Raw genomic sequence first — 25,604 nt, 5'->3', positions numbered from 1 at the left:
GAATAGAACCGTATTCTTTTAATGGTTGATAGGGAGTCGAAGACGAAAAATCAGCATATTGAGGACATTTATTCATTGAAAATTGAAAGGGCGGACCAACGGCATAAAAAGGAAAAAGAAGTAATCCGTTTTTCTAAATGGCTCCGCGTAAAACCCATCACGGTAATTGACCACACGGAAAGCATGCCAAAAGAGAAAATATCTCCAACCAACGGAGGCAAGGTATGCAGCTATAGCTTGGCAAGCGAAGTGCCTTGCCGGAGTGGGGCGTTGCTCTTTTTAAAAAGTGTCAGTTAGAATGGTTTGCTTTTTAAACCAAAAATCCGAACGAATGGAATCGTTCGGATTTTGTATTGGTCACGATACTTTTGTCCCAGTCCCTTGATTGCTTTTTTAAAATTCGTGCTTCGCAAGGATAGAGGCAATTTCATCTTCGATGGCGGTGATTCCAGAGCTGGATCCTAGATAATTGTTTACCAGGATGGAAAAAATCAGTTTTTCTCCATCTTTGGCAGTTACATAGCCGGACAGGGTTGAAACGCTATTTAAGGATCCGGTTTTTGCTTTGACATTACCTTTTGCTGGTTTCTGTTTCATCCGTGAGCGAAGAGTTCCTCCTACTAAACGGTCGGAAATACCGGCAATAGGGAGGGATTGCTCAAAGATCGGAAACCAGCTTTTTTCTTGTGCATGATACAACAATTGGGACAGGCTATTGGCGGGGAGATACGTTTTATGAGACATGCCGGATCCGTCTCGGAGTTGTATGGTATCTGTTTCTATTCCTAACTCGGCTGCAACCGATTCGGTCACTTGAAGGCCTTTATCCCAGCTTCCTTCCCCAAATTCAACTTTTCCCATTTCTTTCGTCAAAATTTCACCATGTCCGTTGTTGCTTAATTTCATAAATGGAATCAACAGTTCTTGTAAAGGCATTGATTTCTTCTGAGCAAGCAGCTGGGCTTGCTCTGGTGTCTGACTGAAAGTGATATCCGTTTTACCACTGAAGGTAATTCCCTCTTCAGCCAGCGAGTGCTTAAACACATCCAGTGTATAACCAGTCGGCTCCCAAACTGAAGACCAAGATTTAGAAGTTGATCCGTTTAACGGCATTTGGCCATCTATAACGATTTCGTTGTTGCCGTGCTGACGGGTGATGGAAATATCTTTTGCTTCCTCTTCGCCAACCATCTTGCTCTTGTTGTTGATCGTTATGTAATCATTTTCCGGCATCATCCGGACTTTTGCCGGTTTCCCAATTTGGTCAGAAGGGGTGACCTCGATAATGACCGTCCCAGCATCATAATCGGTATCAGGCGACAATGTGAGAGCTGATACTTGAGCCCCCGTATAAAAAGGTTCGTCCGACCAGTTTAGATCTTCCGATAAACGGACGTTGTCATACCAAGTGTCATCTCCGACCAGGTTGCCTTTGATATTTTGAATGCCTTGTTTTTGCAATGCTGCAGCAAATTGTTGCAGGTCTTCCTCCAGCAGCGTTGGATCCCCTTTTCCTTTAAGATAAAGATTACCGTGCAGCACGTTGCCTTTTATGGTCCCATCTGTCCACACTTCAGTAGAAAATTGGTAATCGGCTCCCAGTGTTTCCAGTGCTGCAGAACTGGTTAATAGTTTCATGTTGGAAGCAGGACGTAATCGAGTGTTTCCATTTTGCGAATAAATCAGCTCTCCTGTTTCGGCTTTTCGAATACTTACTCCTGTGACAGTACCGGCAAGTTTGTCATCAGCCAAGATGGCGTCCAATTTTTGTTTTAAGGTGTTGCTCTCGGAGTTTTTGCTTTGAGGAGAATCGTCTGCGGCGGTGATTTGCATGTTGGTAGTTTGCCCGCTTAAGGGAAGAAAGATTAGTATTGCAAATAGGAGCAGTACGAATATGCGCTTATTAATGATAGACAAATGTGTTCCATCCCTTCCTAATTGTTTGAATATTTAAATAATAACGGATTTAAAGCTGAGTATGGCAATTTTTACGGAAAATGAACCCAAATGCCTAGTCGGGTCAAAGCAGGGATGGGTATTCCAGGGGGGAATGCCATATTGAATCCTATTTAAAAAGTGTAGGAAAAAGAAGTGATTTCTATACTATTTAACAAGGTGTTTTCGGTTTATTGGGGAGCAGATGGGGAAAACAACTATTTGTAGTATATAACGTAATGAATGGGCCCTTGTTTTGTTTCCTATCCCTGCTGTTTTTCCAGCTGGAAATTCGAAACCTGGGATTTATTTGCTTTGAATGAATAGAAAAAACTATCCAGTTTATAAAATTTTCATTAAAATAGAAGGAGTGTATTAGACGAACAGTAGTAAGTCTTGTGAAGCCAAGTCTGTGTGTGTTTATCGCTATCTATAGATAAGGAAAAGTAATGACCGTTCATTCGGTTGTTTAGGAGGTAAAGCAATGCTCATTCATCAAAAGATGCTCCAGTTACAACTGGAAACGACGCTGTATTTTGAAAACAACCCGAATGTTCTAGAGACAGTGGAAGGACTGTCCAGGAAATTGGAAAGAAATACTCCAGATTTAGCTGAAATATTAAATCATCTTGTTACCTTGAAGATTCTGGATGTTCAGCGAGAAGGGGACTCGGTCGTCTATTTTTATAATCAACCTAAACTAGTAAGTGAGTTTGATTTGTCATGGGAAAAAGCATAAAAACAATTCAGCTTTTACAGGATGCATTTTCCAATCTGCTCGGTTTGGTAACGGTAATCTCTGATAGGGAAGGACAACAGATTACGGCTTATTCCGGAAAGAGTAAACTCGTAGATTTTCTCATCGAGAAAATGGATTTGGTAGAAAAAAGAAAACAATTAACTGAGGAATATCAAGCGATCAGTGGTCCGATTATTTATGACTTTGAGCCAGGAATTAAAGGGATATTGACACCTGTTTTTATTGATCCGGATACAAAATACTTTATCTGGTCCGGTTTCCTAATAGATAAAGGGGCAAAAGGCATCATTCAAAGTTATTTTCAACGAAAATATCCAAACTATTCTCGGGAATTAAAGCAAGCCATTGAAGAATTGCCGGAACTTACGGAGGAAAATAAAGCACTGCTGATGGAAAGAGTAAAATCGATGATTGAATTGCTTCGCAATCAATATCTACTCGAAAATGGAGAGGAAGGGAAGGATTCTTCCCTGTCCATGTTGATCAATATTGTAACCACGCTTTCATCGAGAGAGCTTTCGATGAAAGCGCTATTAAACCAAATAATCAGGGAAGACAAAAATATCGAATTTATTGGTATTGCAGAAAAAATGCAGGAAGACTTTTATACAGTTACCCACTTCTGTGGGCAACACGCCCCTTTGCTGCTACATAAACAGTTTTCTCATGGAGAGGGATTACTTGGAAAAGTAGCTGCAACAGGGATTGGACATCTGTGGGAAAATACAGCCGAAGATCCACGGACGACATTCTTTATAGCTAATCAACTTAATCCAACTAGTTTGTTTGCATTTCCACTTGTTGATAAAAAAGAACTGGTAGGCATTTTATTTGCTGGAAGCTGTAGCATCGCACGGATGCCAAATGAGTATATGCTGGTCGGTCAAGCATTGGCTGGAATCCTATCATTGAAACTAAGCCGTAACAAACTGGAGATGGACCTAAACCAAAACAAGCTTCTCATTTCCATGTTCGAGGATACGATGCAAATAATGTCTAATATGAAGGATATCCGCAGAGTTCTTTTTCTATTACTCGATATCAGTATAAACATGACCAATACACCGTATGCTTTTGTCATTTTAAAACCGGAGGAAAATTCGAGCCAGGCTACTGTTGTATCCAGAGGAATGGATGCACAGAAGGTCAAAATCATCGGAAACGACATTGCTAATAAGTATTTTAACGATTCAGACGGTTGGGATGTTTTTCCTTATAGACTTCAATCCCAAATGACCATACATGGTGGAGAAGATTTGTGGATACCAATATGCTATGGGAAAGAAATTATCGGCTGTTTGGCAATTGGAATCAACGAAAACCAGAGGAATACAATAAAAGAGGAATTCCTCTGCAAATTGACAAAGGCAGCTGGCGCTATCATTGCAAATCATCGCCAGACTCCGGCGGAAGAAAAAATCATTCAATCCTTAGCGCTGTCTGTTTCTCAGTTTGATCCTACAGAGTATGAAAATACAAAAGAGGAAATCGAATTGCTTGAAGATTTATTCACCCAATTTTCCACCGAGGACAAAGCAAATGTTCTATCTGCTGCCAAAATCAAAAGGATCGATCTACCGATATTGAATGAAGTGTTATCGAATCGTTCTGTCTGTAAACTGGTGGAGGAATTCAACATACACCAACGAATCTTAGAAGGAAAACAGCCGAATGGTAAAGAGGTTTTTAGTGAAGCCAGCCAGCTGCTGTTTCTTGTTTCGACTTATATACGGGGGGGCAAGAAACTCAAGAAGCTTGATGAAATCCCTTCCGTTAAAACGTCTATAAAAGAACAGTTCAGCCAATTTTGTAATAGCCGGACACTTTATGAAGGAACCATCGACATTTCCCCGCAGAAGCCAGTAGAGCTAAAGGAAAATTTCATGGAGTTATCCAAAAGAGAAAAAGAAGTGCTTGAATTGGTGGTACAGGGATTAAGCAACAAAGAAATCGCTCATTCACTATATATTAGTGAACATACGGTGAAAAACCACTTAACCAACATTTTCAATAAATTGAATGTCAGTGACCGTTCGCAAGCTATCGCCAAAGTCTATCAACTTCATCCAGTAAATTTCCAAAACATATTCGAAAGCTAGCCCTACAAATTACCTATTCCTATCTTGGAGTAGGTTTTTTGCATGTGAGTATGAAATTTCCTAGGAAGGTAGATCAATCCCCGCAGGCTACTCACCAACCATTCTGTAAAAGAGGAAGTATTTCCTATTAGAGCAACCGTGAAAAATAGGAAATACAGGTAGTAGTAAAGAAGCGCGAATCTTTTTAAACTTAAATAGAAAAGAATGTAAAAACTAATCACAGATTTTGTAGTTTATGATTAGTTACTTTTACCTGCGATAGTGGCAAACCTGTTGAAAGGTAGGGACGCAAAGCATACGGGTCTAAGGTCTTCGGACTATGACAGCCGGGCTGCCGTAAGGATTGGAAAAATATTATTTGACACAACAAGTTTTGCTGAAGGAAGCAGGAGCTCTACGTCAGATAGTCGACCAGTCACTTGGTCGGCTATTTTTTTATACCAAAAAGAGTTGGAAAAATTATGAGGTGGGCAAATCTTTGAAGAACAACGCCTGCCTCTACGATTTAGGAGGAAAATTGATGACTGTCATAAATACAGAAGAGAAAACCGTTTTGGAAAGCAGTATAAGAAGCATCTTACTTGAAATAGGAGAGAATCCCGACAGAGAAGGGTTGATCGATACACCCCGCCGTGTGGCGAACATGTACCGGGAAGTGTTTGCGGGTGTCGGTGTCGATCCTAGAATCGCCTTGTCGACTACCTTTGATTCAGAAGGTTATGAAGGAATGATCGTGGTCAAAGATATTGAGTATTATACCTTTTGTGAGCATCATTTAATTCCTTTTTTTGGGAAAGTACACATTGGCTACTTGCCGCAGGGAAAAATTGTCGGGTTAAGCAAATTTGCAAGATTGGTAGAGCTGGTTGCGCAAAGACCACAAGTTCAGGAGCGGATGACAAACCAAATCGCGGATTCCATTATCAATGTACTAGATCCTCTCGGAGTCATGGTCAGTGTTGAAGGCAGACATCTTTGTATGTGCGCGCGCGGAGTGAAGAAAACAGGGTCTTTAACTGTCACGACTGCCAAGAAGGGTGCTTTCGGAAAAGACACCAACCTGATTAATGAATTTTACAACAATATAAATAATGGTTAAAGGGGGGAGGTAAGATGGTATATTTGTCGCGAAAATTACGGTTTTCAGCTATGCATAGCTACCGTATCCAGCATTGGACGGAGGAAAAAAATCAGCAGGTTTTCGGGCTATGCAGTAATCCGAATGGACATGGGCATGATTACCAGTTGGAAGTAATGGTAAAGGGAGATTGGAAGGACCGGACAGGGATTGTTGTCAATACGACCGATATCAAACAAGTGGTTGGCAGTATAGTGGAGGAAGAATTAGATGGGAAATTTTTGAATAAGGAAAACATTTATTTTCGAGAGAAAATCCCTACCACGGAGAACCTGCTCATCTTCTTGTGGAATAAGATAAATCGGGTTTTACAAGATTGCGAGTTACACAGACTGCGTTTGCACGAGAATTCAACGCTTTATTCAGAAAAGGGAGAGGGAGACATGGTCAGTTTAACAAGGAAATATCATTTTAGTGCCGCTCATCGTCTACATAGCGACAAACTTACAGATTCAGAAAACAAACAGTTATTTGGAAAGTGCAATAACGTTTATGGACATGGCCATAACTATTATTTGGAAGTGTCGGTTCAGGGGATCCCCGATCCAGTAACAGGGATGGTAACAGATATTGCGGTACTGGATGAAATAGTAGAATCCGTGGTCTTGAAGAAATTCGATCATAAGCATTTAAATTTAGACACAACCGAGTTTGACGGATTGAACCCTACCTCGGAAGTGATGACTCAAGTTATCTATCAAATGCTTTCCCCTTATATATCCAACTTATCGAAAATAGGATTATGGGAAACCGAAAACAATTACTTTGAGTATGTAGCACCGACTGGAGGGGAGGCACATGTATAATGCCCACAGATTGGAAGACAGGGTTGTGGCAATCACGGGAGCAGGCCGTGGAATAGGAAAAGCGACGGCCGAGTTACTTCAACGGTATGGAGTCAAATTAGCATTGGGTTCAAGGAACATACCGGAAACAAAAGAGCCGTCTGTATCAGACAATCAAATCCATTTACAGGTCGATGTCACAAAGGAAGAATCGGTAAAAGACTTTTGTGAAAAAAGCACGGATTATTTTGGGAAAGTGGATGTACTAATCAACGCAGCTGGTACTGGAAAATTTGCAAATGTACTGGATTCTGAAACAGCCGACTTTGATGAGATGGTTGCCGTTAATCTGCGTGGAACTTATTTAATGTGTAAATACTTTGGCAGGCAAATGAAAAAAAACGGACAGGGACAGATGATCAATTTAGTATCTATCGCCGGAAATACAGCGTTGGCGGGTGGAGGAAGTTATACGGCTTCGAAATTCGGAGTGCTGGGACTTTCCAAAGTGCTGCAAACGGAATTACGGCAAGAAGGCATTTATACAACCAGTGTACTACCTGGTTCAGTCGATAGCTCATTTTGGGATGGAATGGAACAAACACCTGATAAAACAAAGATGATACCGGTAGAATCAATTGCAGAACATTTAGTCCTGTTATTGTGTCAACCACCTCAATCTGTTGTGGATGAAATAACCATTATGCCTCCTGCCGGAATTTTGTAAGAAAGGCGGGAGAAAGAAAGTTGATAGGATTATTGAAAAAGTTTTTTGTCCAGGAATCACATGATAGGAAAAAGCCGTCCGAAGGTGATGTATTCCCTCAGCTTTCTTCGCTAGACTCTTTTGCAGAGGTGCAACAAAAGACCATGACAGGCTGGATTCTATATAGGCTGGCTACCATGAATGGGATAGATACTAGGCAAAGGGATGCTTTATTTTATTTGAGTTTTACTGAAAATATTGACAGAGAATTGCAAGATAAAACAAGTCAATTATTTAAACTGGCACGCTCGGGGGCGAATTGGGTACGGAGCAATGCTGTCATTGAAGAAGAATTGAAGAAATTATCGTTACCAGAGGACTACAAGAAGAAAATAGCAAAAATCTTGAACGAGGTCGAACAGCACTGCAACCCACCCCGATTGGTCTCCTCGGAGAGCTGGGAGGTTTACAGGGATGTGATCTATGCATCCACCCAAGGAAAATTTTTATTGATCAAAAAAGCGGAAGTAGAGAGCTGTAAAGACGGCGAACTTTTATGCGAAATACCAGTAGTGGAGAAAGCCGATATACCAAGAGCAAGGCATTTGGCGGAAGAATCCTTTCTGAGTGAAGGTTTGAAGAAAGCTAAAATTATGAGCTACAATTTGATCATTTCAGAAGCTGTTACCAATATATTGAAACATGCCGATAAAGGCAAAATGTTTCTATATAAACTGGAAGATGCTTTTCATGTAGTAATCGAGGACAGTGGTCCGGGATTTCCGTTAAAGCTTCTTCCAAAGACGACGTTAATGCCCGGTTTTTCGACAAAGGAATCCTTAGGACAAGGATTCACGTTAATGATGAAAATGGCAGATCAAATATTACTGGAAACCTCTGATAAAGGCTCTACATTGGTTTTGAAGTTACAAAGGGATGGAGTGCAGAAGAATGAATCCTGATGCTGTGAAAGAAGAAGAGACGATAGAGAAGACTATTTTTGCTGCCAGGTTATTCACCGGATTTTGGGATCGATGGCAAGCGCATGGGATTGAAACGGAGGCTATCCAAGCTTTCAGCAAGGCAGTCCATAATAAAGAAGACTGGATTCATTATTTTTGCCGGTATGCCGATTATCATTACAAGTCTGCCGAGGAGTTTGAAGAAAAAGAATCAATGGTGATAGCTGCCAACCACTACCAACTTTCCGGGCTTTATTTCGATTTGGTTCAATGGATTTTTCCTGGGGACAGCAAAACGAAATCGAACTGGTACAAAAAATCCCTGGCAGCTTTTGACCAAGCGGATTCACTCAGGAAAGATAAATGTCAAAAGCGGAATATCCAAACCGAAGAGGGTGTCTTTAAAGGGAGAATCCGTATTCCGAGTCATCCTAAAGGGACGGTAATCATCATCAACCCGGCCGATTCAGCAAAGGAAGAGTTATTTACTTACGAAAATCATTTTGTGGAGTTGGGCTTTGCTACTGTCCATTTTGACGGCCCTGGACAAGGGGAGACACTTGCAAGCTTTGGAATTCAAGCCAGTAACTCTAATTGGAAAAGATTTGTAGATAATACGATTGAGTTTGTTTATGGAGAACTTCCTGATTTGCCAATCTATTTGTTCGGTACGAGTTCCGGTGCGAACTGGTCTATTGCAGGCAGTAAGCATCCACTGGTGCGTAAAGCAGTTGCAGTTAGTCCGGCTGTAAGTGAAGGTGCGCTGCCATCCTATTTTACCAATCGAATGAAAGCGATGATGGAACCGGAGAGCAATCAGATGCTGCCAGACTTGCAAGATTTGTCGGATGCAAGTCCAATCTATTTGTTTCATGGGAAGGAAGATACGATGGTAAACGACAGTGATTTGTATGAACTGTTTGATCGACTTCCCGAAGGAAAGAAAATGATCGAATATGAAGAGGAAGCCCATTGTTGTAACAGAAAGCTTCCGGAAATCCGTGAACTAGCAGCAGCCTGGTTTGCGATGTAGAAAGGAGGGCTGAAATGTCTTTTACACAATTTCAACTGCTTATTGAAAAAATTTCACATGTTCCGGTAGCACGGATATCACCTGATGCTTCGTTCAGAGATGATTTAGGAATCGACTCTCTTCAGATGGTAAACCTGCTGGTTGAGTTAGCAGAACAAACGGACTTTCAGCTTGAAACTTTGTCAGATTCAAGTGAATTTTCTACACCTGCACGTCTATACGCATTAATGAATAAAGGAGATTAATATGACGACATTAGAACAAGTTTGTTTTGCCGAGGAAAATCATAACAAAACCGTCATCAGTACATTTGATAAAGATTTCAAGGTGGAGGATATTCACCAATTAAAACAAGATTTTGAAAAAATGCTGGCAGGAGAAGCTGACTTGACAGGAAAACGAGTCGCCTTGCTTGTTCCAAATACGGATGCTTATATTGCCTTGGTGTTTGCGGTCAATAAATTGGGTGGGACAGTAGTTCCGTTAAGTACACAATTAAGAGAAGGCGATTTATCTGCAATATTGGACAGTGCGTCACCCCATATTATTTTTGCAATAAAACACCATCAGGGGAAAGACTTTTCCGGAATGATATCAAGTTGGACGAGCGGAAGTAACTTAGCATGCAATATATATGAATCAAATGACGGTCTGGAATGGACAAGCTGGCAATCTAGCGGAGTATCTCCTGCTATCGATTCTTTTTCCCGTCACTTCATTCTATTTACATCGGGAAGTACAGGAGTACCGAAAGGCGTAGTCCTTTCCCAGGAAGCTATTTTTACCCATATTATGATCATTTCCAGATTGATCAATGGCCGGACAGGTGATAGGTATCTACATTTACCTCCTCAAACAGTAGCTTTTGGTTTGGTCGGTATTTTGTGTGCCATCAAGTTCGGTTATCGGGTAGCCATTCCGGACGCATTCGATTTACCGAAAATCACTGCCATGATGAAACGGATTACAGTAACCAAGATGGTCGGCACCCCATCTCTATTGCGTGGTTTATATAATATTGCCCAGCATATCCAGCCTGAGGTTCTTACGGTGCTGGAAGAATGCTACCTTGCTGGCGAGATGATTAAAGAAGGGGATATAAAGGAGTTTGACCTGATCAGTCGGGCAAAGTTCATCGGTATATATGGGATCACAGAAGCTGGAGGAATCATGACCTGTGACTTAAGAGGCAATATAGAATGGGGGGTAGATGAAGTCTACCAATTCAAGATTGTCGAACGTGAATTGTTATTAAAATCACCTGCGTTGTTTACCCATTACTATCAACAGCCGGAGATCACAAAAGAAGTTTTAGAAAACGATGGTTGGTTCCATACTGGTGACATTGCAGAGCTGAACGAGGAAGGTAAGGTTGTCTTAATTGGAAGGAAAAAAGATTTAATCAAGAAGGCTGGACAACAAGTAATTCCGGGTGAAATTGAAAAAATATTGGAACAGCACAGTAAGGTAGCCCAGGCAGCAGTTATTGGAGCTCCCCATGCTGTCTATGGGGAACAAATCATCGCTTTTGTTATGGCGGAGAGTGGAACAGAAGCTCAGCAATTATATAATCATTGTGCCAGCAGAATTGCAGGCTACAAAGTACCAGATCAAGTGAAGCTAGTAAATGAGCTTCCGTCTATCTCAGGTAAAGTAGATAAGACCACTCTGAGAAAGCAATTTGACAGCAAGGAAGTAATGACATCAGGAAGAGGTAGTCTATAATAATGAACAATGCTCTGGTTAAAAATAACAAACAGCCGACCACTCTAAAGAGGCAGTTTACTGTACGGATTTTAGTTTTAATGGTGTTGGTTGCAGCCATCTCCGGCACCATTCAATTAGTGATGGCAAATAAAAGCACAGAAAAAAATGTAGCCAAAGAAGCCGAATCGATCTCCGCCTCGATTCAGCATGGCATTGATGGTACCGAGTTAGCAGCAAATGAAATCGAACATCAAATTGATTTGAAAATGGAGTCTTACTCGAAGTATATTGCAAAGCAATTAAACAATAAGCCCGTTTCTTCTATTACCACCGAAGAATTAGAGGAGCTTAAGGCAGAGTTGGGCGTATCAGGCATTACCTTATTTCAGCAAATAGAAGACGATCTTGTCGGAGTACGGGCGACAGACCAAGAGGAATTAGGATTTAGCATGAATAAAGCGAATCCACAGGGATACCAGGTACTTGACAGTTTTATGGAAGGCACAATTTTGGATGAGATGAAGCAAGCCGTTAGCTACATCACAGATAGAACGACAGTCCTGTACACAACCCAGTCTGGTTCCCATGAGGACCCGATGTTTTTTAAATATGCTTATTATCATCAGCCAGACACCGATTACTTGATTAATCCATATATCGAAGCGGAAGAAGTACATCAATATGTTGAGAAAGTTGGTCCAGAATCCTGGATTGAAGAGGTTATGGCAAACAATCAATATGCTGAAGAAATAGCAGTTCTAAATCCAGCGGTTTTCGCAGATCCATCGTTAGCAGAAAAGGTTTATCCACCGTTGGAAAAGGTGGAAAATGGTACGTTTGCTCTTGTTGACAAGCAAGACGAAGAACTGTTAATCGACATGCTGGAAAATCCGCAGGAACAAAGCTTTACGAAGACGATCGACGGAGAAGATATTTATAAAACGTTTTTTCCTGTTGGGGATGGACGAGTTATTTATGTGGCTTTGAATTATGGAGAAATGAAAGCTCCTTTTTATAAGCAGTCGTTAATATTTGTTCTTGCCAGTATCGTTGCATTAATCGCATTGGTCTTACTGACGACGAGTTTCTTTAACAAAATTTATGGAAACATCCAAAAAATCATCTCCCAAATCCGGCAGCTCGAAAAGGGTGATTTCACAGCGCAAAGCACGCTAAATGACCAAGGTGAATTGGGAAGTTTGTCAACCAGTGCCAACAAAATGGCTAGCTCTTTGAATCTGGTTTTGTCTGAAACCAGAGAACAGGCAAAGCAAACCGAGAAGCTTTCCTACATGCTGGAATCGGAAGCAGATAATTCTGTAGAAAAGGTCTATACCATATCCATGGAAGCAACAACCACTTCTCGTGAGGCCATGACAGAGGTTGATGATTTCTTAAACGAAGTCAAAGAGGTGTTGCAAACAATAGACACCCCTCAAGCAAGGGAAATACTCGACAGACTGGATGACTTCCGCCAATTATCCAAAGACCGGGCAGCTTCTACGACAGACATAACCATTACTTTAGCAGACCTGTTGAAATCGCTGCATGGACAGTCAGCCGCACTTTCAGCCATTTCCAGAAAGCTGCTTGATAACTTGAAAGTCTTTCAACTGGAAGAGAATCAAAAAACGGAAGAATAGGAGGTATTCCTTTGGAAGCAACCGTTAAAGTAACCAAGGAAATGAAAGGGAATGTTTGTACGCTTCGCGTCTTTGGCATTTTAGATTTTTCAACAATGGAACCATTTGTAAAGGAAGTACAATCTATTGAATACGAGGTATCAAAGGTAATAGTAGACTTTGAAAAATTGGAATTTATCGATTCTACCGGTATCGGAGCAATAATCAATTTGGTACATGCGGCTAATTCTAAAAAATTCACAGTAGAATTTATAAAAATGGGTGAAGAGATAATGGAGCTTTTTGACACAATCGGTGTCTTCACAATTATGGAATCCCTGTTAGAAAAGGATCGTGATTCTTTTGTTTAGCCGCGACTTAACAGTTAAGCACGAGCCAAAGTCATCGGAGGGCGAATGGACTAAAACGTTGCAGCGAGAAATAAAGCAGGCACGCAATATACAAATGAAATTATTGAACGCCCAAACTCCTACTGTCGATAAAGGAGAAGTTGCAGGTATCTCCATACCTGCAAGGTTGATTGGCGGAGATTATTACGATTTCTATCTGCTGCCGAATGGGAATTTGCGGATTGTAATTGGAGATGTAATGGGAAAAGGTATTCCTGCAGCCATGTTGATGATTCTAACTCGAGGAGCATTTCGTAGTGCAGCAGAGAGTACACAGGGTCCTAGTGAGACGTTGACAGCCATGAATAAAGCCATGTATGACGATCTTCGGACGCTTGGTTCGTTTGTAACGGTCATGTGCGCCGATTGGAATCCACATACTAAAACATTGACCTATTCCAGTGCGGGTCATAATTTTCCGGTGATCGTAAAAGCAAATAACCAATTGGTGGAAGTGCCGGAGACAAAGGGCGTTATGCTTGGCGGGTTGCCTGAAGCGGTTTATAAGGATGATACCGTCCAATTGGAAGATGACTTGGTTTTTTTCTATACGGACGGTATAACAGAAGCACGTAACAAAGACGGCGAAATGTACCAGCTTGAACGATTGAAGAAGACATTGCTGAAACACCACTCGTATGATGTTAAAGAGGTGGAAGCGGCTATTGTAGAAGAAATGGAGTCATTTACGGAAGGGTTGCCCCAGCGAGATGATATTACCATGGTATTACTGAAGACAACCGGCAGTACTACTAATATAACCAGCTACACTTCTCCTTTACTACATACTTAGGAGGTCCATTGATGCAAAACATTGTTTCCAAAGGAAAAAATGTCGAAGAGGCTATCCATTTAGGCTTAAAACTAATGGAAGTTAACAAGCAGGAAGTAGACATTGAAGTCATTCAACAAGAAACGAAAGGCTTTGTGGGTATTGGCAGGAAAGAAGCTGTCGTAAGATTATCGCTTGCCAAAGCGAGCGGTGAATCTGTGAAGATTTCAGACACCCAGGGTCCAGGATTCGAATCGTTATTGGATGAGATGAATAATATTCCTTTATACCCAAAGAATGACAACACCAGGCAAATAGAAAAGCAACCGGAACACCATCAAGCCGAGTTGGAAGGAAAAGCCTGGGTCAAAGAGCAGCAATTGTTTGTAAGAGATACGGAAGCGTATTATCCTACTGTCACAATTGATGATGATATTGCCTTTTACAAGAATGATTCTCTTGTTAACGAGAAGTCTACGATTGTAAGTCAAAAAGATAAAATGGTGCTAAAAGTGGAATCGGAATCAGTAAAATCGACTGATTGGAAAATGTATCTAGACCCAGAGGGTTTACATGTATTCTTAGAAGTCGAACCAGGATGGAAAATTATCCGCACGATCAAAGACGTGGAACCTGATAACCATATTACCCTGACCATTGAAGAAACAAAAGAGGCAGTGAACAACTTAACGTATGAAAAGGTTCTAGCCAAGTTGGAAGAACTGCGGGTTACGTTTGGTATCAATCATACGGAAATCGTGCGTGCTACCTCCGAACTGGAACCAGGAAAATTCGAAATCGCTGCCGGAAAACCGGCAGAAGCGGGTAAAAATGGATGGATAGAAGCGAAAGTAGAATTAACAACTAAAAATGGCCTGGTGGAGGATGAAGCGGGGAAAGTTGATTTCCGAGAATCTCATCTAATTCCTACGGTCGATAAAGGGAAAGTAGTTGCCATCATCCATCCACCGATTCCAGGGGTCCCGGGAACAAAAGTAACAAATGAACCGTTGCCGGCAAAGCAGACCTATCCAGTCAAAATAAATGCTGGAAAAGGAATGGTGCAGGTTGATAACAAGCTTGTCGCGTTGGAATCCGGGCGGCCGTCTCTTACCCAAAGAGGCCAGCTCGTTAAAGCGGAAATTGTCCAAAAGCTTATTCACAAAGAGAACGTGAACCTTTCTACCGGAAATATTCGTTTTACTGGAGATGTGGATGTTTGGGGAGAAATAGAAGAAAACATGGAAGTTGAAGCTGGTGGGGATATTTTTGTCTATAAATCCGTCAGCACGTCCCGTTTAACAACTTCTCAATCAATAGCTGTAAAGGGAAATGTAATCAATTCAGAACTAGCTGCAGGAAAAAATAATATGTTGACAGTTGAATTGGGGCATCTGCTTGAGAATATGCAAATAGACTTGGAAAAAATGATTATGGTTATCCGGCAGTTAATGCAATCTCCCGCATTTAAATCAAGCGACTTTTCGGTAACGGGTCTACAGCCCTTAATCACCATTCTATTAGAAAAGAAGTTTAAAAACTTTGCTGCTTCAGCCAAAAACTATCAAGAAGTCGTACAGCAGGGACGCGACTATCTAGATCACGAAGGATGGTTGCAGATTGCAGTATCAATTAAACAAATATTTTTAACTCTTTCCAATCAAGTCACGACCCTGGATCGGTTAACTCGCTTGTCTCAGCAAATGGAGGAATTGGCTGAATTAAGCAAAACACCCATTGAACCAGAGGCATACATTACGATAGTTGAAGCGATAAACAGCAGCCTGTACAGCAGTGGAGACATTCAGATAATCGGAAAAGGTTGTATTAACACAAAAGTCCATGCGGGTGGTCATTTGAAGGTTACGGGAGTGGTACGCGGCGGCGAACTTTATGGCAGGTTAGGCGCCAACATTTATGAAGCCGGCACAAACAGTGGGACAAAAACGATTATATCGGTGCCAAAAGATCAAAAGGTTTCCTTAACAAAAGGGTACGTAAATACGATAATTAAAATAGGGAATGTCACGCGTACGATAGAAGAAGATAAACAACATATCATTGCCAGATTGGATGAAAACAATCAAATTATATTCGAATAAGTAGTAGGGAGATGACTAATGCTTACTTATGAAACGACGGAGACAGTAGAAAACCATCTTGATGTTTTATTGACAGGTGATTTAGACATTGAAGGGACGGAATTGATTGAAGAGGAGTTAGCTCCGTTTTTGTTGGAATTTACCAATGTCAAGTTAAGTTTCGCCCATGTTCCATTTGTGGATTCTTCAGGCATGGGACTACTAATAAACTTAGTCAATAAATTGAAGGAAAACGAAATAACAGTTACTGTTACGGACATTAAAGATGATGTCCTGGAAGTCTTCAATTTACTACAGTTGCCAGAAATCCTGGGTGAAGAAGTATTTGTTTAACCATTCCTCTCAGACAAGTGGAAGCCGAAAGCTATTCTGTAGCTAACCGGCTTCTTTTGTTTTTTGGGGAGTATTTCAAACAAAAGCGGAGTGAAAAATCACACCACCACATTTGACGGAGAACAAAATTGACTATCGTTATAAATTGTCGTATGATCATCTTCGTGATGATTTGACTGTATGGTCATTCAAAGTTACCGATTGGTTTATGGGAAGCAAATTCATAATCTTTTAAAAAAACAACACTACCGTTGATCGTTACGCGATCTCCAGCATATCAAACTAATCAGGAACGAAATTATTTAGGGGAGAAGGAGAAGAGAATGAATGACAGAACAAAATCAACAAAACAGTAAGCCAGATATAAAGTTCGGTCCAATGCTAGCCGTCATGTTAATCGGTGCATTTGTCGGTCTGTTGAATGAAACTTTGCTGGCCACCGCACTGCCATCTATCATGGCTGATTTCGAAATTTCCGAAAATAAAGTTCAATGGCTGACGACTGCTTTTCTGTTGACGAATGGCGTGATGATTCCGATCTCCGCATTTTTAATAGAACGCTTTACGACAAGGAAATTGTTTATCACCGCGTTCAGCATCTTTGGATTCGGTACCCTGATCAGCTCTTTGTCCCACGTGTATCCTTTACTGCTAACAGGGCGAATCATACAGGCTGCCGGATCGGGCATTATGCTGCCGTTAATGATGACAGTCATCTTAACAGTAATACCGAGAGAACGGCGTGGATCTGTCATGGGAATGGCGGGTATCGTTATATCGTTTGCCCCGGCGATCGGACCAACGCTTTCCGGATGGCTGTTAGAATATTTTTCCTGGAGAGGGCTTTTCTACGTTGTGCTGCCTATCGTGGTCTTAACCATTATATTTGCTTACTACTTTATGAAAAATGTAACCAAATTAACGAAGCCAAAAATCGATATACTATCGATTATCCTTTCATCATTTGGATTCGGAGGTTTGTTGTATGGGTTTAGTAGTGCAGGTGAGGATGGCTGGACCAGCATAAAAGTACTGATTTGTTTAATTGGCGGAGCAATTATCCTGGCATTATTCATCTGGCGCCAGCTAAAATTGCCAACTCCTCTATTGCAATTCAAAGTATTTAAATTCAACGTTTTCAGTCTCTCTCTTATCATTACAATGATTGTCCTCATGTCGATGATAGGGGCAGAAACACTCCTGCCGTTATACATGCAAAATTTACGTGGTTTCACTCCGCTTGAATCGGGACTGATGCTCTTGCCGGGTGCCATTGTTATGGGGATTATGTCGCCAATCACCGGGATGATGTTCGATAAATTCGGCGCTCGTTGGCTGGCAGTTCCCGGGTTGTCCATTGTTGCGATAACCACCTATGTGTTCACCAACTTAACGATGGAAACATCCTTTACTATGCTGGCAATTGTTTATGCAGTTCGTATGTTTGGTTTAGCCTTGGCAATGATGCCGGTAATGACTGCCGGACTTAACCAAATTCCCGATGAATGGAATGCCCATGGGTCTGCTATGGCTAATACCATGCAACAGGTCTCTGCATCGATCGGAACCGCGATATTGATTACTGTGATGACAACCTCTGCCAAAAACTATCAGCCTGACATGGCGGCATTGGCAGGTCTCTCACAAGCAGATGCGAAGCAGCAGGCTGCACAAAGTGCACTGTTGCATGGGTATAATACCGCCTTTTTGTTTGCTTCCATTCTTGCTTTGGCCGGTATGCTCCTATCCCTATTTTTAAATACACGAAATACGAACGGTAGCACAGCAACAACAGAAGAATAACGAAGACCGCTGCGACATACTTTGGGAAACCAGAGGTATGTCGCATTTTTTATTACTTACGGAATAAGCTGCAGCCGTATTGATCTCCATACTTTTCCTTTCTCCAACGGACTACAACCTCGTGTAACTCGTTGGAGAGTAGAAGCATTTCCTGGTCTGATAAACTGTTCGATTTTTGATAAGAAATATACATTTCTTGTCTTAACCGCTCCATTTCTTGTTCTAGTTGTTTCAACATTATCCTTCTCTGCTTTCTTATGTAGATTGATTCCTTATCTTCATGTTTCAACACCATATCAGCGGACAAATAACGATTAAATTATCCCAACAGCTTTTTATGAAATCCTTCGTTTGGAGATAGAGCATTGAAAGGATTTTTGCTGGATAAGCAAATCTATTCGCCACTCTGTGAAGCGGCTAGGGCTTTGGGAATCAGTCAGCAATAAAGTTGTAACTTGACACCTTATGATCAAGGAAACCTCACTCCTATTCAATGAGAACGTATGTTCCGATTATATAAAAAGAAGTTTGAATAGGCAAGTAGCTGGAGAGATGTATTGCAAAAAGGAATAGAACGTTGAAGGAAAACAGCCTTGGGACGATGTTTATCTTGAGGACTTAAACAGGGTCAGGGGAGATTTGAAAATGGATTAGTGAATTGAATTTGTCTTTTGGAACTCGTTCAGCAGTTTATCTAGTGCTTGGGAGATTTTAAGGACTTCTTTCCCGTTTGGTTCTACACTATAAGCTTTATACATCTGTAGACGTAACTCTTCTATCTCTCTTTCTAGATCTTTTTTCATAAATTATACCCTACCTTATCTATCATTCTATTGAAATAGTATCCTTTTTTTTGAATTAATTCAATTAAAGTTAGTACCTTGTTCACAAAAATTCCTTAATTGGGTTTAGAAACGATTTTTAGACGGATGACATACAATGATATGTAACCATAGGAAGGAGGTTCAGAATATGTTTGATCCATGGAATGTACCTTTATTTTATCAGTCAGAGGAGTGGGAACGGGGGCAGATGGATACATTACAGCCGGGAACTCCTAGTTTTCCTTCTTTTCCGCCTCCCGGACAGCCGCCTGGTGGTAGCCCTCAAGCAGGACCCCCGACAAGCCCTCCGCCATCTGTGGTCCCACAGCAGCAGTTTCAAACCTATGCGGTTGACCCTGGAGGAATCCGCGGCTGCTTATTCCGGTTCACGTATGTGTGGCTGGAAGGCTATCAATCCTTCTGGTATTATCCGACGTTTGTCGGCCGTCGCAGTATAGCCGGTTATCGTTGGACAGGATTCCGCTGGGTTTACTTTGGAATTGATTTAAACCGCATTCAATCGTTTCAATGTTACTGATCTAAACCACGCTAAAGGCCGGTAGGGAGGGCGATCCTCTACCGGCCTTTTTACCAACCTGTATATAATTCGTATGTATTTATCGTTTAACGGGGCTTCTGTTATTTCGCTTTCAATTGGCTTGTATCAGGGAGCGCTTTCCGCCGGTAGAGCAATTGGAAGGGAATGGTAAGAGTCTATTCCTTTTTAGGAACTGATTTTTGATGCCTCTGTTTGCGCATTTGTCGCTTTTCCTTTCGCAGTCAAACCAATAAAAATGAACATCGTAACTGCTCCCATCAATAGAAAAATAAGAGATATTACGTTAGCAGACAGATAGTTGCTTAGAAAAATAAACATACCAGCGAACATGACACCGAGTATGGTCATTAATCCAAATACCGCCATATACGTACTTCTTGCGTGGTCTGGGACCATGTTGGCCAGCATGGTCTGTTTTACCGGGATGTGAAGTAATTCGCCCAAAGTAGCAAAAAACATAGCGACGAGCAGAACAATGGCCGAATGGTGATAGCTGAGGACGGTGTAACCAAGGAAGTAAAGCACGAGTCCTCCAAGTAAAACAAAACGATCGCTAAACTTCCTTAACAAATAGGATACGACAACAGTTAAGCAGACAACCAAAATCGTGTTCTCTGCTTTTAATATTCCTAGTAAATTGATGCCATCTGCCTGAAACGGTAAGAAAGAGACCAACTGTCTCGCTTCCGGGATGTCTTCTGCAAGACGGAGCCCGATGTAATTCGTCAATTGTTCCTCTGTCGCGATAATAAGTAAATTGGCTAAGGTGAATACCGCAAAGGTTTTATGTTTTAAAACACTGAAATAAGTTCTGACTCCATTGCCCACTTCTTTCTGAGAAGAAGTCTTTTTATGTTCGGCGGCTGTCTCGGGTTGAAACGATTCCTTGATAAAGAAAACGGTCATTGCGAGCGAAATCATAGTTGCTGCTGCTACGCCTAAAAACAGAAGGAAATGATGGTCCATAAATAAAAAGGCACCAGTAATTCCTCCTATAGATACGGCAAGGTTTTGCAGCCAATAAGAAAATGTGTAAACTGCTTTACGGTTTTCTGGATTACTTTCATCGATAATCATCGCTTGGTAGGCCGGGGTTGCTGACCCGAGAAAAAAATGAATGATGACAAATAGAACAAAGGTGACATAGGGAAGGCTCAACCAGGGGGAATTGACTGCTGCAACAAAGAGAAAACCACCTAGTACGGTTGCTTCTGAGCAGAGGATGACCGGCTTCCTTCCTTTTTTGTCCGATATGTATCCACCTGTAAAGGAACCGGCGATATTAGCTGCCATCACACTCAAAAACATAAAGCCAGTAACTACCGTTCCCAGTATGCTCGAGAAAAAAACAACCAGATAGGGAGTAACGGCAGCATTGGCAGTTGTGGTGATAAATTGAAGGGCTAATCGAAGTTGAATGGTTTGGGAAAAGGTGAAAAAATTCATGTTTCCATCTCCTTTTTGAAGGGCAGACCGTTTCCTTATGGAAGTTTCGGTCCAAATAATTGCATGGCAACAGGTGCAAGATCAGACCAAATATTATTCTCAGGCTGATCGGTCAAATTTAACCGGATTCCCATCAGGAAGGAGGTGTAGGCAATTGAAGAGGTGACGGGATCTATCCCACTATGAAGCTGGCCGCTTCTTTGACCATGTTCAACCAAAGCTGCAATTTTAGAACGGAAGGTATAATGAAATTGGTCCAGTTTCTTAAATTGGCGTTCGAACCTTTTGGGCTGTCCGATTACTTGGGTAACAAGCCGCAAGTAAGTACCGACACTGGCAAATAAACGGATATGCTTGTCGATCATCGCTTCTAATTCTTTGTAAGAGTTTTGTGCATCTGGATTGAAGTCCATTAACAGAGGGGAAAGTTCTTGTAAATGATCCACAACAGCGTGATGAAATAATTCTTCTTTGTTTTTAAAATAGGTAAATACACTGCCGAAACTTATTCCGGAAGCCTTTGCCACCTTGGAAATAGTGGTATCGTTGTAACCGTGTTCTGAAAACAGAATAATCGCCTGTTCCAAAATTTTATTTCGTTTTGCTTTCATATTTTCGATTTGATTAGCTGAAAGTGGCATCATTATCTCCCTTTAGAACAATTGATTGATCAATCAACTGTAATAGTAGCAAAGTATGCAAAGAATGTAAATAATTTCTTGTAAACGATTTCTACATTGAGAGGCGCTCTCGTAAAACTGAACGGCTTGACTTTCACTCCTCATCTAACTTAAATAGGGATGGTTGATAGGCACTGTTTATTCGAATAAGAAACTTGCGTTATCCAGAAACTACTATCATAGAAGAAAGGAGGGCAGAAAATGTCTGGAAGACGCGATGGTCCCAAACAGCAAAAACAACCCAGCCTGCCGAAAAGCCCGAGGCAGCCTTACGGTGAACCACTTAGCGGATCGCATCAAGTAAAAAATGAAAACCACTCCCGTCAAAAACGAAAATCTTCGCATGATTTATAAAACGTCACAGGCAGCCTCCCATGGCTGTCTTTTTCATTCAAAAGTGCGTGGCACTTTACAGTTTGGAGGTCTTATCTAGTATAATGGGTATGTCTGGGATTTTTTCTGACCAAAAGAAACTGGACACAGGTTAGGGAAACAAACTTTTATGGTTTGATAATAAATGGTTTTGCCCATGACGGGTATCGATAATAGAGGAATGTGAGTGGCTGTCAAGGACAGCGAGAATCAGCGAATGGGAGCTAAAAAGGAATGGAGATTATTCAAATTCAAGATGCGCCTCCAGCGAATGAAGAACCAATTATCTTAAGTATCGGGAAATTTGATGGGGTACATTTGGGACACCAATCTATCTTGCAGCAGGCCGGACGTTTAAAACAATCCGGACATTCATTGGCGGTGATGACGTTTCATCCCCATCCGCTTTGGGCTTTGAAGCGGGATGAACGATATAGGAAGTGTGTAACACCGCGTGAAGAAAAATATCGACAACTGGAGCGTTACGGTGTTAACAAAGTATATGAAATCGAATTTACGGAAAAATATGCGGAAACGACTCCTGAGACATTTGTATATGAACATTTATCTTTGCTTAACATAAAAGGAATCGTAGTGGGGGAAGGCTTTAATTTCGGAAAAGGTCGTGAATCGGATACAGACCTTTTGACAGAGTTAGCTGCCGACATCGGTATACCGGTGACAATTGCCCCCTTGATGACCATTGGTGGACCCAAAATCAGTAGTACTGATATAAGGGCGTCGATCAGGGAAGGAAAGTTTGAAAAAGTGAATACGCTTCTTGGCAGAAATTATTCGGTAAATGGAAAAGTAGTACAAGGCGATGCACTTGGCAGGCAACTCGGTTTTCCAACAGCTAATCTAGAGCCGGACGGTGATTACGAGCTGCCCGGCAGCGGAGTATACTTGGGAAGTGTTGAAGTAGAAGGGGAAAACCACACAGCAGGTGAATGCTGGTATGCACTGATTAATGCCGGATACCGACCAACAGTCAATGGAAAAGATTATTTGATTGAAGCCTATTTACTGGATTTCTCCGGTGATCTCTATGGTAAGTCAATGAAGGTGTCGTTTATTCAAAAAATGCGGGAAGAAGAAAACTTTGCTTCCTTGGATGAATTAGTCGAGCAAATGAATAAAGATAAAGCTGAGGCGCGCCTTAAACTTGGACTATAATCACTCCTGAAAAGCTGCTGTTTGCAGCAGAGAGAGGGGCTGAAAATGGGAATCGTTGTAGTCGAAATTTGCGAAGCCAGTTTAATTAATGAGGTGGATGTCGAGCAGATTTTAGAATCCGAATACCCGGAAGTATCGGTAGTAACCTATGACTGCTTGTCTTTTTGCGGTCTTTGCCGTGTACGGCCTTATGCCATGGTAAATGGAACCCGAGTGTTCGGCAAGACAGCGGATGCGTGTCTCGAGGCGATCCGGGAGCAAATCGACAATGAACTGGCTTTTTACATGGACTGAATATCCACTATTCGTCACCGTCACGCGAAAGCTGTGCTATAATGAAAGACGTTCCGATTTTCGGAGAGTAGGCTGCAGGAGTTGAATGACGTGCAATTGTGGAAAATATTTAGACATAGTGTGACCTTGCCGAAAAAACAGGCAGTTTTCTGGTTGAATAGAATAAGTATGAGGGATACGCTGGTATATATCTTTTTGCTGATATTTATCCTGTATCTACCTGAAGGCTATGCTTTAGCATTTCAGGACAACCTCTTGTTAGACAGTGACTTACGAAGTGTCTTCATTTTACAAAGCATAACCTTTTATCCGATGTATGTGATTTTTTCAGGTCTTGTTGTCATTTCCGTTTTAGCGGCAGGCGCCCTGCTAATGGCCCGGCTCCTGGACAGGAAACTTGCTTTCCAGCATGTTTGGAAAATGACTGCTTTTGCGTTGACTCTTCCACTTATTGTATACACAGCGGTAAAGCTGGCAGGCTGGGATAATGGCATTATTTTTCCGCTGCTTATTCTCGGGTTTTATGTGATCCTTTATAAAATGGTTACTGTTTATCCCAAAAGAAAGAATAAAAACCATCCATGAACTTTTACCAAAACCTTTTCCGTACACTAGATATGGAAAAGGGTTTTTTTAGGTGAACATAAATTTTTATAATATTCGGATAATATTACCTATAAAGGCATATCTTTAGGTTAGAAAGCGCTTTCAACCTAAAGGAGGGGATAAGATGAAACTGACGACCAAAATTTTCATTGGTCTGATTCTCGGTGCCGTGATAGGACTTATATTGCATTTTTCCGCACCGAACTTGTTTGAAACGCTTGATAATTATGTGTTCAGTCTGCTGGGAACCTTGTTTCTGAATTTGATCAAAATGCTGGTCGTACCGATTGTGTTTGTCTCGATTGTCCTTGGAACCGCCTCACTAGGCGATCCAAAAAAGCTTGGCAGAATAGGCGGCAAAACGGTGGCTTTTTTCGTGGCGACAACTACAATCGCTATCACGATTGCGCTACTGCTGGCTTATATATTCCAACCTGGCAATACAGGAATCGATACAACTGGTGCCAGCTTTGAAAGCAGCGATGCGCCGACAGTGGTGGAGACGTTCACCAATATTATTCCGGCTAATCCGATTCAATCGATGGCAGAAGGCAACATGCTGCAAATTATCGCCTTTTCCATCTTCATCGGTTTTGCCTTAGCAATGCTTGGCAAAAAAACCGAGGGAGCATTGCGGTTATTGGAACAGGGCAACGATATCTTGATGTTTTTAGTTAATTTAATCATGCGCTTTGCCCCATATGGTGCATTCGGCTTGCTGGCTTCCGCTATTGGAAGAATGGGATTGGATGGAGCCAAAGCGATGGCTTCGTATATGCTGATTGTGCTTGCAGGCCTGTTGATTCATGCGGTGATTACGTATGGAACTGCTGTATCCCTGTTAGGAAAAATGAATCCTATCCAATTCTTTAAAGGGTTCTTCCCGGCAATGACCGTGGCATTCAGTACCTCCAGCAGTAGTGCCACACTTCCGGTTTCCATGAAAGCCGCCCAAGAAAACCTAAAAGTCCCTAAACCAATCAGCAGCTTTGTCCAGCCGCTCGGTTCCACCATCAATATGGACGGAACAGCGATCATGCAGGGGGTAGCAACGGTCTTCATCGCGCAAGTATATGCGGTTGACCTTTCTTTTTCCCAGTTGTTGATGGTAGTATTGGTCGCTGTACTGGCAAGTATCGGAACGGCCGGTGTACCGGGAGTAGGGCTGATAATGCTGGCGATGGTATTGAATCAGGTTTCCCTCCCTGTCGAAGGAATCGCATTGATTATAGGAATCGATCGTCTGCTTGATATGGCCAGAACCGCTCTCAATGTAACTGGGGATGCAGCTTGCGCGGTTGTAGTCTCAGAAACAGAAAAGAAGCATCAGGAGGACTCGGATCCTGCGGAACAGCTGCAAGCGTAAAAATTTTTTCTAAGCAAAAAACAGAACGGGCATGGGTTTTCATGTCTTGTTCTGTTTTTTTGTTCCGCCAACTGTGTATCCATCCTCTCCGCAAAGGACTCATAGGAAGGAAAG

At 41.7% G+C, this 25,604-nt stretch carries 26 protein-coding genes and 1 riboswitch; of the genes, 21 read left to right on the top strand and 5 right to left on the bottom strand.

The genetic code is table 11. The features are described from left to right. Positions 1–393: 393 nt before the first annotated feature. Entirely contained in the window at positions 394–1,917 is a 1,524-nt protein-coding gene (dacB, locus tag BN1067_RS18355; RefSeq protein WP_053220249.1) for a D-alanyl-D-alanine carboxypeptidase/D-alanyl-D-alanine endopeptidase, read from the bottom strand. Positions 1,918–2,419: 502 nt separating this feature from the next. Between dacB and BN1067_RS18350 the strand changes: the two genes are divergently transcribed. The 15 genes from BN1067_RS18350 (at position 2,420) to BN1067_RS18280 (ending at position 18,167) form a co-directional block, all read left to right on the top strand. Next, the gene (locus tag BN1067_RS18350; RefSeq protein ID WP_053220248.1) at positions 2,420–2,674 is read left to right on the top strand and encodes a hypothetical protein; all 255 of its coding nucleotides are present in this window, start codon (positions 2,420–2,422) and stop codon (positions 2,672–2,674) included. Continuing rightward, positions 2,659–4,794 (top strand): LuxR C-terminal-related transcriptional regulator, encoded by a 2,136-nt coding sequence (locus tag BN1067_RS20540; RefSeq protein ID WP_053220247.1) that lies wholly within the window; start codon positions 2,659–2,661, stop codon positions 4,792–4,794. The genes BN1067_RS18350 and BN1067_RS20540 overlap by 16 nt, the downstream gene beginning before the upstream one ends. A 253-nt stretch (positions 4,795–5,047) precedes the next feature. Beyond that, positions 5,048–5,133: riboswitch (cyclic di-GMP riboswitch) on the top strand. Positions 5,134–5,314: 181 nt separating this feature from the next. Next, entirely contained in the window at positions 5,315–5,893 is a 579-nt protein-coding gene (gene folE, locus BN1067_RS18340) for a GTP cyclohydrolase I FolE (RefSeq protein WP_053220246.1), read from the top strand. A gap of 14 nt (positions 5,894–5,907) precedes the next feature. Further along, on the top strand, positions 5,908–6,738 hold the full coding sequence (locus BN1067_RS18335; RefSeq protein ID WP_053220245.1) for a 6-carboxytetrahydropterin synthase: 831 nt from the start codon (positions 5,908–5,910) through the stop codon (positions 6,736–6,738). Beyond that, positions 6,731–7,444: an SDR family oxidoreductase gene (locus BN1067_RS18330; protein ID WP_053220244.1), complete on the top strand. Its 714-nt coding sequence runs from the start codon at positions 6,731–6,733 to the stop codon at positions 7,442–7,444. The genes BN1067_RS18335 and BN1067_RS18330 overlap by 8 nt, the downstream gene beginning before the upstream one ends. 20 nt (positions 7,445–7,464) lie before the next feature. After that, positions 7,465–8,385: an ATP-binding protein gene (locus BN1067_RS18325; RefSeq protein ID WP_053220243.1), complete on the top strand. Its 921-nt coding sequence runs from the start codon at positions 7,465–7,467 to the stop codon at positions 8,383–8,385. Then, positions 8,375–9,418 carry an alpha/beta hydrolase gene (locus BN1067_RS18320; protein WP_053220242.1) on the top strand — a complete coding sequence of 348 codons (1,044 nt, stop codon included), beginning with the start codon at positions 8,375–8,377 and terminating at the stop codon, positions 9,416–9,418. The genes BN1067_RS18325 and BN1067_RS18320 overlap by 11 nt, the downstream gene beginning before the upstream one ends. Before the next feature lie 14 nt (positions 9,419–9,432). Further along, a complete protein-coding gene (locus tag BN1067_RS18315; RefSeq protein WP_053220241.1) occupies positions 9,433–9,663 on the top strand; it encodes an acyl carrier protein in 231 nt (76 codons plus the stop codon). A 1-nt stretch (position 9,664) separates the two neighbouring features. Continuing rightward, a complete protein-coding gene (locus BN1067_RS18310; protein WP_053220240.1) occupies positions 9,665–11,143 on the top strand; it encodes a class I adenylate-forming enzyme family protein in 1,479 nt (492 codons plus the stop codon). Between the two features lie 2 nt (positions 11,144–11,145). Then, entirely contained in the window at positions 11,146–12,768 is a 1,623-nt protein-coding gene (locus tag BN1067_RS18305; protein WP_053220239.1) for a methyl-accepting chemotaxis protein, read from the top strand. A gap of 11 nt (positions 12,769–12,779) precedes the next feature. Next, positions 12,780–13,118 carry an STAS domain-containing protein gene (locus BN1067_RS18300; RefSeq protein ID WP_110943569.1) on the top strand — a complete coding sequence of 113 codons (339 nt, stop codon included), beginning with the start codon at positions 12,780–12,782 and terminating at the stop codon, positions 13,116–13,118. A 94-nt stretch (positions 13,119–13,212) separates the two neighbouring features. Continuing rightward, the gene (locus BN1067_RS18295) at positions 13,213–13,950 is read left to right on the top strand and encodes a PP2C family protein-serine/threonine phosphatase (protein WP_110943633.1); all 738 of its coding nucleotides are present in this window, start codon (positions 13,213–13,215) and stop codon (positions 13,948–13,950) included. Positions 13,951–13,961: 11 nt separating this feature from the next. Further along, the gene (locus BN1067_RS18290; RefSeq protein ID WP_053220237.1) at positions 13,962–16,031 is read left to right on the top strand and encodes a FapA family protein; all 2,070 of its coding nucleotides are present in this window, start codon (positions 13,962–13,964) and stop codon (positions 16,029–16,031) included. Positions 16,032–16,049: 18 nt separating this feature from the next. Next, positions 16,050–16,364: an STAS domain-containing protein gene (locus tag BN1067_RS18285; RefSeq protein WP_053220236.1), complete on the top strand. Its 315-nt coding sequence runs from the start codon at positions 16,050–16,052 to the stop codon at positions 16,362–16,364. 327 nt (positions 16,365–16,691) lie between these two features. Continuing rightward, complete coding sequence (locus BN1067_RS18280; RefSeq protein ID WP_053220235.1) at positions 16,692–18,167, top strand: MDR family MFS transporter; 1,476 nt, start codon at positions 16,692–16,694, stop codon at positions 18,165–18,167. Between the two features lie 52 nt (positions 18,168–18,219). Here the strand turns inward: BN1067_RS18280 and BN1067_RS18275 are convergent, their stop codons facing one another. Together BN1067_RS18275 and BN1067_RS18270 are read right to left on the bottom strand one after the other, a co-directional pair. After that, positions 18,220–18,405: a Spo0E family sporulation regulatory protein-aspartic acid phosphatase gene (locus BN1067_RS18275; protein ID WP_053220234.1), complete on the bottom strand. Its 186-nt coding sequence runs from the start codon at positions 18,403–18,405 to the stop codon at positions 18,220–18,222. Positions 18,406–18,817: 412 nt separating this feature from the next. After that, positions 18,818–18,970, bottom strand: coding sequence for an aspartyl-phosphate phosphatase Spo0E family protein (locus BN1067_RS18270; RefSeq protein ID WP_110943567.1), 153 nt, complete (start codon positions 18,968–18,970; stop codon positions 18,818–18,820). Positions 18,971–19,106: 136 nt separating this feature from the next. Between BN1067_RS18270 and BN1067_RS18265 the strand changes: the two genes are divergently transcribed. After that, positions 19,107–19,529, top strand: coding sequence for a hypothetical protein (locus BN1067_RS18265; RefSeq protein WP_407701375.1), 423 nt, complete (start codon positions 19,107–19,109; stop codon positions 19,527–19,529). A 186-nt stretch (positions 19,530–19,715) separates the two neighbouring features. Here BN1067_RS18265 and BN1067_RS18260 read toward each other — a convergent pair whose 3' ends face one another. Both BN1067_RS18260 and BN1067_RS18255 read right to left on the bottom strand, forming a co-directional pair. Further along, positions 19,716–20,996, bottom strand: a complete 1,281-nt coding sequence (locus BN1067_RS18260; RefSeq protein WP_053220233.1) for an MFS transporter — start codon at positions 20,994–20,996, stop codon at positions 19,716–19,718. A gap of 35 nt (positions 20,997–21,031) precedes the next feature. Beyond that, positions 21,032–21,637 (bottom strand): TetR/AcrR family transcriptional regulator, encoded by a 606-nt coding sequence (locus BN1067_RS18255; RefSeq protein ID WP_053220232.1) that lies wholly within the window; start codon positions 21,635–21,637, stop codon positions 21,032–21,034. A gap of 240 nt (positions 21,638–21,877) precedes the next feature. On the opposite strand from BN1067_RS18255, the gene BN1067_RS18250 reads away from it, so the two are divergent. The 5 genes from BN1067_RS18250 to BN1067_RS18230 all read left to right on the top strand — a co-directional run bounded on the left by BN1067_RS18250 (position 21,878) and on the right by BN1067_RS18230 (position 25,490). After that, positions 21,878–22,030: a small acid-soluble spore protein P gene (locus BN1067_RS18250; RefSeq protein WP_053220231.1), complete on the top strand. Its 153-nt coding sequence runs from the start codon at positions 21,878–21,880 to the stop codon at positions 22,028–22,030. 252 nt (positions 22,031–22,282) lie between these two features. Continuing rightward, positions 22,283–23,224, top strand: a complete 942-nt coding sequence (locus BN1067_RS18245) for a bifunctional riboflavin kinase/FAD synthetase (protein ID WP_053220230.1) — start codon at positions 22,283–22,285, stop codon at positions 23,222–23,224. 45 nt (positions 23,225–23,269) lie between these two features. Beyond that, positions 23,270–23,518 carry a DUF1450 domain-containing protein gene (locus BN1067_RS18240; protein ID WP_053220229.1) on the top strand — a complete coding sequence of 83 codons (249 nt, stop codon included), beginning with the start codon at positions 23,270–23,272 and terminating at the stop codon, positions 23,516–23,518. Between the two features lie 90 nt (positions 23,519–23,608). Further along, positions 23,609–24,103 carry a DUF1189 family protein gene (locus BN1067_RS18235; RefSeq protein WP_053220228.1) on the top strand — a complete coding sequence of 165 codons (495 nt, stop codon included), beginning with the start codon at positions 23,609–23,611 and terminating at the stop codon, positions 24,101–24,103. A 145-nt stretch (positions 24,104–24,248) separates the two neighbouring features. Next, positions 24,249–25,490 carry a dicarboxylate/amino acid:cation symporter gene (locus BN1067_RS18230; protein ID WP_053220227.1) on the top strand — a complete coding sequence of 414 codons (1,242 nt, stop codon included), beginning with the start codon at positions 24,249–24,251 and terminating at the stop codon, positions 25,488–25,490. The last annotated feature ends 114 nt before the right edge of the window (positions 25,491–25,604 follow it).

Source organism: Virgibacillus senegalensis, from assembly GCF_000821245.2.
Lineage (GTDB): Bacteria > Bacillota > Bacilli > Bacillales > Amphibacillaceae > Sediminibacillus > Sediminibacillus senegalensis.
The sequence above is the reverse complement of the archived record's forward strand: the minus strand, read 5'-3'. Positions and strand labels throughout refer to the sequence as shown.